General features: G+C 74.5%; 13 protein-coding genes and 1 other RNA gene. 11 read left to right on the top strand and 3 right to left on the bottom strand.

Annotation, left to right across the window (positions count from 1 at the left end; translation table 11 throughout):
* Window positions 1–250: 250 nt before the first annotated feature.
* Window positions 251–2215, bottom strand: a complete 1965-nt coding sequence (locus C5508_RS05980; protein WP_104524032.1) for an FUSC family protein — start codon at window positions 2213–2215, stop codon at window positions 251–253.
* Window positions 2216–2274: 59 nt separating this feature from the next.
* On the opposite strand from C5508_RS05980, the gene C5508_RS05975 reads away from it, so the two are divergent.
* The 3 genes from C5508_RS05975 (at window position 2275) to C5508_RS05965 (ending at window position 5114) form a co-directional block, all read left to right on the top strand.
* A complete protein-coding gene (locus tag C5508_RS05975) occupies window positions 2275–3117 on the top strand; it encodes a Nif3-like dinuclear metal center hexameric protein (protein WP_104524031.1) in 843 nt (280 codons plus the stop codon).
* Window positions 3118–3208: 91 nt separating this feature from the next.
* Window positions 3209–3949, top strand: coding sequence for a zinc ribbon domain-containing protein (locus C5508_RS05970; protein WP_104524030.1), 741 nt, complete (start codon window positions 3209–3211; stop codon window positions 3947–3949).
* Window positions 3950–4019: 70 nt separating this feature from the next.
* Window positions 4020–5114, top strand: a complete 1095-nt coding sequence (locus C5508_RS05965; RefSeq protein WP_104524029.1) for a bifunctional RNase H/acid phosphatase — start codon at window positions 4020–4022, stop codon at window positions 5112–5114.
* Window positions 5115–5117: 3 nt separating this feature from the next.
* On the opposite strand, the gene C5508_RS05960 is transcribed toward C5508_RS05965, so the two are convergent.
* Window positions 5118–5873: a sulfite exporter TauE/SafE family protein gene (locus C5508_RS05960; protein WP_104524028.1), complete on the bottom strand. Its 756-nt coding sequence runs from the start codon at window positions 5871–5873 to the stop codon at window positions 5118–5120.
* A gap of 22 nt (window positions 5874–5895) precedes the next feature.
* Between C5508_RS05960 and C5508_RS05955 the strand changes: the two genes are divergently transcribed.
* Both C5508_RS05955 and C5508_RS05950 read left to right on the top strand, forming a co-directional pair.
* Window positions 5896–6255 carry a DoxX family protein gene (locus C5508_RS05955; protein ID WP_232796945.1) on the top strand — a complete coding sequence of 120 codons (360 nt, stop codon included), beginning with the start codon at window positions 5896–5898 and terminating at the stop codon, window positions 6253–6255.
* A 22-nt stretch (window positions 6256–6277) separates the two neighbouring features.
* Window positions 6278–6997 (top strand): PIG-L deacetylase family protein, encoded by a 720-nt coding sequence (locus tag C5508_RS05950; RefSeq protein ID WP_104524027.1) that lies wholly within the window; start codon window positions 6278–6280, stop codon window positions 6995–6997.
* Window positions 6998–7007: 10 nt separating this feature from the next.
* Here C5508_RS05950 and C5508_RS05945 read toward each other — a convergent pair whose 3' ends face one another.
* Complete coding sequence (locus C5508_RS05945) at window positions 7008–7274, bottom strand: hypothetical protein (RefSeq protein WP_157944002.1); 267 nt, start codon at window positions 7272–7274, stop codon at window positions 7008–7010.
* Between the two features lie 108 nt (window positions 7275–7382).
* On the opposite strand from C5508_RS05945, the gene rnpB reads away from it, so the two are divergent.
* The 6 genes from rnpB (at window position 7383) to C5508_RS05915 (ending at window position 10840) form a co-directional block, all read left to right on the top strand.
* Window positions 7383–7783, top strand: an RNA gene (gene rnpB, locus C5508_RS05940) — RNase P RNA component class A.
* Window positions 7784–7858: 75 nt separating this feature from the next.
* Complete coding sequence (locus tag C5508_RS05935; RefSeq protein ID WP_104524025.1) at window positions 7859–8236, top strand: hypothetical protein; 378 nt, start codon at window positions 7859–7861, stop codon at window positions 8234–8236.
* A gap of 100 nt (window positions 8237–8336) precedes the next feature.
* On the top strand, window positions 8337–8993 hold the full coding sequence (locus C5508_RS05930) for a prepilin peptidase (protein WP_104524024.1): 657 nt from the start codon (window positions 8337–8339) through the stop codon (window positions 8991–8993).
* A 192-nt stretch (window positions 8994–9185) separates the two neighbouring features.
* The gene (locus C5508_RS05925) at window positions 9186–9413 is read left to right on the top strand and encodes a Flp family type IVb pilin (protein WP_104524023.1); all 228 of its coding nucleotides are present in this window, start codon (window positions 9186–9188) and stop codon (window positions 9411–9413) included.
* A 93-nt stretch (window positions 9414–9506) separates the two neighbouring features.
* Entirely contained in the window at window positions 9507–9896 is a 390-nt protein-coding gene (locus tag C5508_RS05920) for a TadE/TadG family type IV pilus assembly protein (RefSeq protein WP_104524022.1), read from the top strand.
* Entirely contained in the window at window positions 9884–10840 is a 957-nt protein-coding gene (locus tag C5508_RS05915) for a pilus assembly protein TadG-related protein (RefSeq protein ID WP_104524021.1), read from the top strand. The genes C5508_RS05920 and C5508_RS05915 overlap by 13 nt, the downstream gene beginning before the upstream one ends.
* The last annotated feature ends 5 nt before the right edge of the window (window positions 10841–10845 follow it).

Here is a 10845-nt window from a genome sequence, read left to right as displayed (position 1 = left end):
CCGATATCTAGTACGTTCTCGTGGGCATGTAGATGTTTATAATGAACAGGGCCGACAGCGGCGGGAGGGTCAGCGGCGGCAGGTCCCTGGGCACCGCGCCATCCCAGGGCCCTCCCGCCGGCGGCGCAACCCGAACCGGCCCGCCTCCGCGCTACCGCCCGCATGCGCAGGAGCACCGGAGCGGAGGGCTCGGACGGCGCGCCCTCGCGCACGAGCGTCGGAACGCGCCCCGAAGGGCGGCGGCGGTCGGTCAGTGCGGCGCGCGCCAGGTGGGGGCGGACTCGCGCACCAGCCGGCGGACGGCGTCGACCTCCCGGGCGACCGGCGCCAGCACCCCGTCGGCGTGCAGCTCGGCGTCGTCGGGCGGCCGGTGCTCCCGCACGTCGTCCTCGAGCCGGCGGATGGCCCGGCGCAGGGTGGCGACCTGGGCGAGGTCGGGCGCCGGCTCGCCCCCGCGGGTGGCGATCACCGCCCCGGTGATGGCGTCGGAGGTGCGCTCCAGCTGCACGATGACCGGCCACCAGGCCGCCGCCCGGGTGCTGATGGGGGGCGGCTCGGCCAGCCGGCGCTGGAGCTGGGTCTGCAGCTCGGTCAGTGCCCGGTAGTTGCGACGGCGGGCCCGGCGCCGCTCGGCGGGGCTGCCGGTGAAGGCGGCGTCGACGAAGCCGTCGAGGGCGATGGCGGCCTCGCGCAGCGCCTGGTCCAGGGGCGCCCGCCAGGTCTGCGGCCAGAGCAGGTACCCGAACACCAGGACGATCGCGCAGCCGACGAGGGTGTCGAGCAGCCGGGCGCCGACCAGCGCCGGGCCGCCGGGCAGTGCGAGGTCCAGCATCAGGATGATCAGCGGCGTCTGGAAGACGGAGAACAACCCGAAGTTGGTGTCCCGCGCCCAGGGCAGCACGGCGGCCGCGCAGGCCAGGGCGACGACCACCCAGCCGTTGCGGGGCAGGACCGCCAGCAGTGCCGAGCCCAGCAGGACGCCGAGCAGCGTGCCCGCACCGCGCTGGATCGCCCGGGTGAAGACCGAGCCGAAGTCGGGCTTCAGCACGATCGCCACGGTGAGCAGCACCCAGTAGGGGCGCTCGAAGGGCAGGTACTGGCGGGCGATCTCCGCGATCGACATGCACAGCGCGAGGCGGACGGCGAAGCCGCGGGCGTCGGCGCTGGCCAGGGTCCGGTCGACGACGTCCCGCAGCCGAGCCGGGAGACTGACGGCGGGCTGGAGGGCTGCCGCGCGCGCCCGCTCCTCGGGATCGCCGACGACGGCCCACGCCAGGCGCACGCCGTGGCGGACCGCGCGGAGGGCCGGATGCCCCTCGGTCCGCTCGGGTGGCTGGTCCTCGGGGAGCGGCCGGCTCCCGGAGACCGCGGCCGCCAGCGCGTGTGCCGCCGCGACGTCCTGCGGGTCGGCCTGCACGCCGGCGACGGCGGTGGCCACGGCCCCCTCGACCAGCACCGCCGCCGCGTTGAGGACGCCGGCCAGCTCGCTGAGCTCCCGGCTGCGCCCTGCCGACCGGCTGCGGCTGCGGATGACGCGGTCGTAGGCCGCGTTCAGCGCGGTGGTCAGCGCCCGTCGCGCGGCCGGTGCGGTGTCGGTGCCGGCGACGGTGAGCAGCTCGGCGATCCGGGTGAACACCGTGGCGACGGAGGAGCGGTCGGGGTCGACGGGCTCGGTGCGGATCTGCACGAGGGTCGCGAGCGTGGCCCAGGCAGCCCCGCAGAGGAAGAAGCCGACCTCGCCGGCCGCCGACAGCGGGGTGATGAGCCCCGACGCGAGCGCGGTGTAGATCAGCAGCTGCAAAGCGCCCAGCGAGAGCGCGGAGTTGACCGCGCTGATCAGCGCCGCCGCCGCGGACAGCAGCGCGATGACGACCACGGGTGCCCAGCCGCCGCCGGTCGCGAACTGGCCGGCGAGCAGCCCGAGCGTGCCGAAGGTGGTCGCCGCGGCGATCCGCCGGAGCCGTTCGCGCAGCGGCCCGGGCTGGGGGGCGAGGGATGCGGCCAGCGCGCCCATCGTGCCGAAGACACCGGCGCCGAGGATCGCCCCGGAGTCCAGGCCCCCGCCCACCACCATCGCGACGGCCAGGGGCGTCGGCACCGCGACGGCGAACCGGGTGACGTCCCGCCAGGGCACCCGCGGTGGCGTCGTGCGCAGCAGCTCCTCGAGCCAGGCGGGAGCGCGCAGGCCCCGGTCCCGACGCCGCTCGTCCGCCACGCCTAGAGCTTGTCATTCCGACGCGGCGGTCGCGCCGTCGACGCCTACGCTGCGGAGCCGTGCCCGTGCTGCTCGGTGAGGTCCTCGCCGCCCTCGACGCCCGCTACCCGCCCGCGCTCGCCGAGAGCTGGGACGCGGTCGGCCTGGTGTGCGGCGACCGCGACGAGCTGGTGGCAAAGGTGCTGTTCGCCGTCGACCCGACCGCCGCCGTCGTCGACGAGGTGCTGGAGACCGGCGCGCAGCTCCTCGTCACCCATCACCCGCTGTTCCTGACGCCGGTGCACGGCGTCCCGGCCGACCACCCGAAGGGCCGGCTGGTGCACCGCCTCGTGCGGGCGGGTGCCGCGCTGCTGGTGGCGCACACGAACGCCGACCGGGCGCCCGAGCACGGGGTCAACGACGCGCTGGCGGCGGCCCTGGGGCTGGCGGACGCGGTTCCGCTGGAGCCCGACGCCGATCCGCGGGCCGGCCTCGGGCGCGTGGGCCGGCTGCCCGAGCCGCTGACCCTCCGGGAGTTCACCGAGCACGCCGCGGCGTCGCTCCCCGCCACGGCGGGCGGCGTGCGGGCAGCCGGCGACCCGGACCGGGTGGTGCGCACGGTCGCGGTCTGCGGCGGCAGCGGCGGATCGCTCCTGGGCGCGGCCGCGGCGGCCGGGGCGGACGTCCTGCTCACCAGCGACCTCAAGCACCACCCGACGAGCGAGGCGCTGGAGGTGCAGGGGCCGGCGCTCTGCGACGTCGCCCACTTCGCCTCCGAGTGGCCATGGCTCCCGGTCGCCGCGGAGGTGCTGCGTACCGACCTGGGCGGCCGGGTGGAGGTCGTCGTCTCCGGCCGGCGCACCGACCCCTGGACCTGCCGCGCGGGCCAGGAGGAGGGCGGCGGCAGGCACGCGGCGGGCTGAGGCGGGCGAGCGGCGGTCACCGGTTCGCCGCGCTGGGGCAGGATCCTGCAGGGGCGCCGTGGGCATGACGCTGCCCAGGTAGGTTCACCGCGTGAAGGCCGACCATTTCGAGCAGCAGAAGCTCCTGGAGCTGGCGGCGGAGGACGTCGCACTCACCCAGCTCGCGCACCGCCGGCGCACCCTGCCGGAGGCGGCGGCCGTGGAGGCCGCGGCGCAGGCCGAGCGCACCCTCGCCGACGACGTCGTGCGCGCCGAGACCGCGGTCCGCGACCTCCAGCGCGAGGTCAAGCGGCTCGAGGGCGACGTCGAGACGGTCCGGGCACGGGCGGCCAAGGACCAGAAGCTGCTCGACTCCGGCAGCGTCTCGCCCAAGCAGATGACCGACCTGCAGCACGAGCTGCAGTCTCTGTCGCGCCGTCAGTCGGATCTGGAGGACCAGGAGCTCGAGCTCATGGAGAGCCTGGAGACCGCCGAGGCCGCCCTCCGGGAGGCCGAGCAGGGCCGCGACGAGGCGCGGGCCGCCCGGGAGCGGGCCGAGCAGCTGCGCGACGACGCGCTCGCCGACATCACCGACGGCACCAACCGGCACGAGGCGGCCCGTGCCGCGGTGGCCGGCGGGATCTCCGCCCCGCTGCTGACCCTCTACGACCGCATCCGCACCCAGACGGGCACCACCGGCGCCGCCATGCTCCGGGCGCGGCAGTGCCAGGGCTGCCGGATCGAGCTGAACGGGCGCGAGCTGGCTGCCGTGCGCAACGCCGATCCGCACGAGGTCGTGCGCTGCGAGAACTGCGCGCGGATCCTCGTCCGCACCGCAGAGTCCGGGCTGTGAGGACGACGGGCGAGCAGGCAGCGGCGGCGACCGGGGAGCGGAACGAGCCCGGGGTCGAACGGGGGACACCGTGACCCGGCGGTTCGTCGTCGAGGCCGATGGCGGGTCGCGGGGGAACCCCGGTCCCGCGGGCTACGGCGCGCTCGTCCGGGACGCCGAGACCGGTCGGGTGCTGGCCGAGCGCGCGGCGTCGGTCGGTCGCGCGACGAACAACGTCGCCGAGTACGGGGGCCTGGTGGCCGGCCTGCAGGCGGCGCTGGACCTCGACCCGACGGCGTCGGTGGAGGTCCGGATGGACTCCAAGCTCGTCGTCGAGCAGATGTCCGGACGCTGGAAGGTCAAGCACCCGGACATGCAGAAGCTCGCCCTGCAGGCCCAGCAGATCGCCCGGCAGCTCGGTCAGGTCCGCTACACGTGGGTGCCGCGGGCGCAGAACGGTGCCGCCGACGCGCTGGCCAACAGCGCGATGGACGGCAGGCCCATCCACCGGGACGCCGCCGTGGAGGCCGTGGTCCTGGAGGACGACGTGCAGCCCACGGTCGAACCGGCTCCGGTCGTCACCACGGTCACCCACCTGCTGCGGCACGGGCAGACCGAGCACACCCCCGAGCGCCGGTTCAGCGGGCGCAACGACCTGCCGCTGTCGCGCACCGGCCGTGCCGAGGCCGAGGCCGCCGCGCACCGGGTGGCGGCGCTGGGCATCGACGTGGTGATCGCCTCCCCGCTGCGCCGCACCCGGGAGACGGCGGAGACCGTCGCCGCCGTGCTGGGGCTGCCGGTCGCGTTCGACGACGACCTGGTCGAGCTCGACTTCGGCGACCTCGAGGGCCTGTCGGGCGACGAGGCACGGCAGAAGTTCCCGCTGGCCGTGCGCCGGTTCCTGTCCGACGTGCGGGTGGCGGCTCCCGGCGGGGAGTCGGTCGCCGACGTCAGCGCCCGCGTCGCCCGGGCCCGGCAGCGGGTGCTCACGCAGTACGCCGGGAAGACCGTGCTCGTCGTCAGCCACGTCACGCCGATCAAGCTCATGCTGGCCGCCGGGCTCGGTGCCGGCGACGACGTCGTGCACCGGGTGTTCCTGGAGGCGGCGTCGCTGTGCACCGTCGCGTGGTCCTCGGACGGGCGCACCGCCGTGCGGCTGGTGAACGACACCGCCCACCTGCGCTAGGGCTCAGATCCGCGCGAACAGGTAGGCGGACACGGCGACGGCGAACACCACGATCAGCACCCGCAGCGGCGCGACGGGGATGCGGGTGGCGATCCGGGCGCCGACGAACCCGCCCACGAGGCTCGCCGGTGCCGCGACCGCGACGACCGCCCAGTCCATCGGCCCGAAGATGCCGAACACCACGAGGGTGACGGTGGCGGTGACGGCGGACAGGGCGGACTTCAGCGCGTTGGCGAGCTTCAGCCGGTGCAGCCCGATGCCCAGGACGCCGACGAGGATCACACCGAGCGCACCGCCGAAGTAGCCGCCGTAGACGGTGGCCAGGAACAGCGCGACGTGCAGCCAGACGGGGTCGCGCCGGGGTGCGCCGTCGGCCCGGTCCCCGATCCGCCGCGTGAGCAGGGGCTGCACGGCGAGCAGCACGGCGGCCAGGAGCACCAGCACGGGGACGACGACGTCGAAGGACTCCGTCGGGGTGGTGAGCAGCAGCACGCTGCCGGTGGCGCCACCGGCCACCGCGACCGCCCCGAACCGCACCAGCCGGCTGCGCTGCCCGGCGTACTCGGCGCGGAAGCCGACGACCCCGCCGAGGTAGCCCGGCCACTGGGCGACCGAGTTGGTCACGTTGGCCGCGACTGTGGGCAGCCCCAGGGCGACCAGCGTCGGGAAGAGGATCAGCGATCCGCCGCCGGCGATCGAGTTGATGACCCCGGCGACCAGCGCCACCGCGGCCGCGACGACGAGATCAGCGGCGGACACCGGGCCAACCTACGGTGACCTCGTGAGGAAGCCCGGCAAGGCGTCGCTGCTGGCCGCGTTGCTGGGCGGAGGCGGCGTGCTGCACCTGGTGCGACCCCGGATGTACGACTGGCTGGTGCCGCCCGAGCTGGGGGACCAGCGCACCTGGGTGCTGGCCACCGGGGTGGCGGAGATCGGCACCGCGGGCCTGCTGGCGCTTCCCGCGACCCGCCGGCTGGGCGGCTGGGCGGCCGCGGGGCTGCTGCTGGCGTTCGTGCCGGCGCACCTGCACACGTTCCGGGTGATCCCCCGGAAGCCGCTGCCGATGGCGGTCGCGATCGGCCGGCTCCCGCTGCAGGTCCCGATGGTCACCGCCGCGCTCGACGTCGCCCGTGGACGTTGAGCCACCCGGCAGACTCCCTTCCATGCCTCCCTCCCCGATGCCCGACGACTGGCAGCGCGCCCTCGTCATCGCCGCCCATCCCGACGACATCGAGTACGGCCTGGCCGCCGCCGTCGCGGTGTGGACGGCGGCCGGCAAGGAGGTGCACTACCTGCTGGCCACCCGAGGGGAGGCAGGGATGGCCGGCGTGCCACCGGCGCAGGCGGGACCGCTGCGCGAGGAGGAGGAGCGCCGCTCGGCCGCCGTCGTGGGGGTGTCGGAGGTCGAGTTCCTGGACCACCGGGACGGCGTCCTGCAGGCCGGGCCCGAGCTGCGCCGCGACCTCGCCGGAGCTATTCGGCGGCACCGGCCCGAGCTCGTCGTCACCGGATACTTCGGGCCGACCTGGACCCCGCCCGGGGTTTCACCGGCCTACCTCAACTCCGCCGACCACCAGGCGCTCGGGCAGAGCGTGCTGGACGCGGTGGCCGACGCCGGCAACGAGTGGATCTTCCCGGAGCTGGCGGAGGACCCGTGGCGGGGCGTGCAGTACATCGCCGTCAGCGAGCTGAACGACCCACCGCACGAGGTGGACGTCAGCGACGCCGTCGAGCTCGCCGTCGCCTCGCTGGTCGAGCACCGCCGCTACCTGGAACTCCTGTCCGACGACCCGGTGGAGCAGCAGGCCCGTCAGGTCGTGGACATGTCGACCACGACCGAGGACGGCCGCCGACGGGTCGGGTTCCGCCTCTACTGGGGCTGAGCCGCGCCGGTCAGGCCGGGGAGGGGAGGCCGGCCGGCAACTCCTCGAACTGTTCGGTGGGCAGCGGCACCTCGCGCTCCCGCCGGACGAGCAGCGCCAGCAGGATCCCGTGCAGCAGCAGCGTGACCAGCACGCGCAGTGCGCCCATGTCCGACGGCGAGCTGGCCTCCGGTCGGCCGCTGCCCACGAGCAGCCCGACCACACCGGTGACGATGACGAGCGCCGTCGTCCGCATGGGCGCCCGGGGCAGCAACCGGGAACGCAGAGCAGCCTGCACGGTCGGGTCATCGGCTCCGGTGGCGGGTCGGTGAACCCGCAGGTGCGGTTCTGCCTCCAGGGGGCAGGAGCGCAGGTGGTCACCGCCTAGACTGGCCGGCACGACGGACGAGTCGGCTGGGCGGTCGCGTCGGCGGGGGAGACCCCGTCGCCGAGGAACGTCCGGGCTCCACAGGGCAGGGTGGTCGTTAACGGCGACCCGGGGTGACCCGCGGGACAGTGCCACAGAGAACAGACCGCCAGCGCTCGCGCTGGTAAGGGTGAAACGGTGGTGTAAGAGACCACCGCACACCGGGCGACCGGTGTGGCTCGGTAAACCCCACCCGGAGCTAGATCAAGAAGGGACGACGGTTCGCCGCCGTCCTGCGCAGGCGTTCGAGGGCGGCCCGCCCGAGCCTGCGGGTAGATCGCTCGAGCCTGCCGGCAACGGCAGGCCTAGATGGATGACCGCCCATCGGGAGGCCGCAAGGCACCCGTGGACAGAACCCGGCGTACAGGTCGACTCGTCCGTCGTCCTCCCGGCGGCAGCTAGATGCGGTACGGATGCGTCTTGACACGCGGGACGGCGATCACCAGCCTCTGTCCATGACGGTGATCCCGCTTCCTCGGCACGGGCAATGGGTCGGCGACCTCCGAGGCCAGGGGCGCAGCGTCCGCGTCTCGGCCCACGCCGACGTCGGAGTGACGAGCCTCAGCCTGTGGCGCGGCGACACGTGCGTCGGCACGGCTCAGCTGCTGCCCGCCGAGGTCGCTCTGCTGATCGGCGGGCTCTCCGACGGGCTCGCCGAGATCGCCGTCCAGCCTGCCCGGCAGCCGTCCGGCGCGCGGCTCCGTGCGTTGGAGGACCGGCTCGCCGGACTCGAGTCGCGGCTCGGAGCGCGCCCCGGCGCGACCGACCAGTTGCTCGCGGCAGGGCGCTCCGCCCGCACGGCGGTCAGGAACTGGTGGAACGGCATCCGCTGACGGCGCCTGCGGGATCGCGGCGGCCCGGTCCGGCGGTGCCAGGTGCGGAGCGTCGGCTGTGCCAGGGTGGGTCCGTGTCCGCCGCTCCGCTTCGCACGCCGTGACGGCGGTGGTCGTCGCGGTGTCGGCCGCCGTCGGTCTGGGTGCGGGCGCCGCGGCGAACCGCGCCGCGGCGTCCTTCCCTTGGGGCGGCTCCGGCGAGCGGTCGGGTCGGGCGGTCCGGCCGCCGGTGCTGGAGCTGCTGACGGCGCTGCTGTTCGCGCTGACCGCCCTGCGCTTCGGGCCGGCCTGGGAGCTGCCCGCCTTCCTGGCCGTGGTCGCAGCCGGTGTGCTCCTGACGGTGGTGGACCTCCGGCACCGGTTGCTGCCGAACCGCGTGGTTGTCCCGGCCCTGGTGGTCACGGCGGCGCTGCTGGCGCTGGCGGCAGCCGTCGACGGAGCCTGGAACTCGCTGCTCCGCGCGCTCCTGGCCGCCGCGGTGCTCTTCGCCGTCTACCTGGGGATGGCGCTGCTGTCTCCCGGGGCGATGGGCATGGGCGACGTGAAGCTCGCGGCGCTCCTGGGACTGGTGCTCGGCTGGCTCGGCTGGGGCGCGGTGCTGCTCGGGGCGTTCGCCGGGTTCGTCGTCCAGGCGGCCCTGGCGCTCCTGCTGCTGGCCGCCCGCCGGATCACGCTGAAGGCGCAGATGCCCTTCGGCCCGGCCATGCTGGTCGGCGCGGCGCTCGTGGTGGGCTCGAGCGGGGTCCTGCTGACCTGATCCGCTGCCCGATCCCTCACCGAGCGTGATGAGAGGCCGCGAGGTGTAACCCGAATGGCGGGCGCGGGTCCGTGGACCGGGTGAAGAACGCTCAAGTCCCGGACCGCCACGCACGACAACTCCCTGCAGCAGCCGCGAGGCCGGGTCACCCGACCCGATCCGGACCGGCCGACACCTCAGGGAGCAATACAGATGCTGAACCCCTTCGTCGCTCTGACCACCTTCGTCGCCTTCGCCCAGGACCGCCTGCGCAAGGAGGAGAAGGGCGCGACCGCCGTCGAGTACGGCCTCATGGTCGGCCTGATCGCCGTCGTCATCATCGTCGCCGTCACCGCGCTGGGCGACCAGCTCGGCACGCTCTTCGAGACCATCACCGGCAAGCTCGGCGGCGCCGCCGAGGGTGCTCCGGCGGGCAGCTGACCTGTACCTGAACCGGTCGCGGCTGTGACGACGCAGCGGTCCCCGCACGGGGGCCGCTGCGTCGCCGCACGAGGGAGGGAGGTGGGAACGGGCATGTGGTTCCGACTGCGCGACGAGCGCGGTGCGAGTGCGGTGGAGTTCGCCTTCGTCGTCCCGCTGCTGCTCCTCCTCGTCCTCGGCATCGCCGAGTTCGGCCGCGCCTTCCAGGTGCAGGGCACGATCTCCGCCGCCGCCCGCGAGGGCGTCCGCACCATGGCCCTGCAGAACGATCCGGCCGCCGCCAGGGCGGCCGCCCGGTTCGCCGCGGACTCGCTGGATCCGGACATCACCGACGCGCAGATCACCATCAGCCCGGGTGGGTGCGACGGCCCGACCGGCAGCACCGTGCGGCTGACCATCACCTATCCCATGCCCTTCCTCACCGACTTCTTCGGAGCCGGCCTGACGCTGGACGGAACGGGGGTCATGCGATGCAACGGCTGACCTCCCGGCTGCGCGGGCGGCTCGCCCGTCAGGACGGCGCCGCGGCCGTTCTGGTGTCGCTGCTCCTCGTGCCGGTGCTCGGGTTCGCGGCCATCGCCGTCGACGTCGGCGCGCTGTACGCCGAGCGGGCCCGCCTCCAGGTGGCCGCCGACGCGGCTGCCATCGCGGTCGCCCAGGACTGCGCCCGCGGCAACTGCGGTGACATGCTCGCCACCGCCACGGCCCTCCTGCTCGCGAACGACCCCGAGGGGACGGCGGGGCAGCCCGTCCTCGGCACCGATCCGATCAGCGTGACCGTCACCGGGAGCACGCCGAAGGACCACTGGTTCGCGCCGATCATCGGGCACGAGTCCACCGGCGTCTCGGCGACCGCGACCGTCGGCTGGGGTAGCCCCACCGGCGGCACCGCGATGCTGCCCCTGGCGTTCTCTTGGTGCTCGTTCGAGAAGCAGACCGGCGGCGGGCTGCCGTCGGCGACCACGCTCCAGGTCATCAAGCTGTCCAAGTCCGACGGCACCACCTGCACGGGCCCCTCGGGCAACGCGATCCCCGGCGGGTTCGGCTTCGTGAAGACCGACGCGGGCGGTTGCGAGGCGACCAGCTCCGTCGACGAGCCCCTGCAGTCCGACCCCGGTGAGTCGCCGCCGCAGGGCTGCGACGCCGCCGACTTCGCGGCTCTGGTCGGCGACACGGTGCTGATGCCCATCTACGAGCGGTACGGCGGGACGGGCACGAGCGGGTGGTACGAGGTGTACGGCTATGCCGCCTTCCACCTCATCGGCTACCACTTCACCGGCCAGTTCAAGACCGAGCCCAAGCCGTGCAACGGCAACGAGCGCTGCGTCTCGGGCTACTTCACCCGCTTCGTCGAGCTCTCCGACGCCTGGTCCTACAGCCCCGACGCCCCGAGCCTCGGGGCCTCCGTCCTCCGACTGATCCGATAGGGGGC

The sequence above is a fragment of the Blastococcus atacamensis genome (genome assembly GCF_002938425.1).
Taxonomy (GTDB): domain Bacteria; phylum Actinomycetota; class Actinomycetes; order Mycobacteriales; family Geodermatophilaceae; genus Blastococcus; species Blastococcus atacamensis.
Note: the sequence above shows the minus strand (reverse complement) of the source record. Positions and strands in the feature narration are given on the sequence as shown.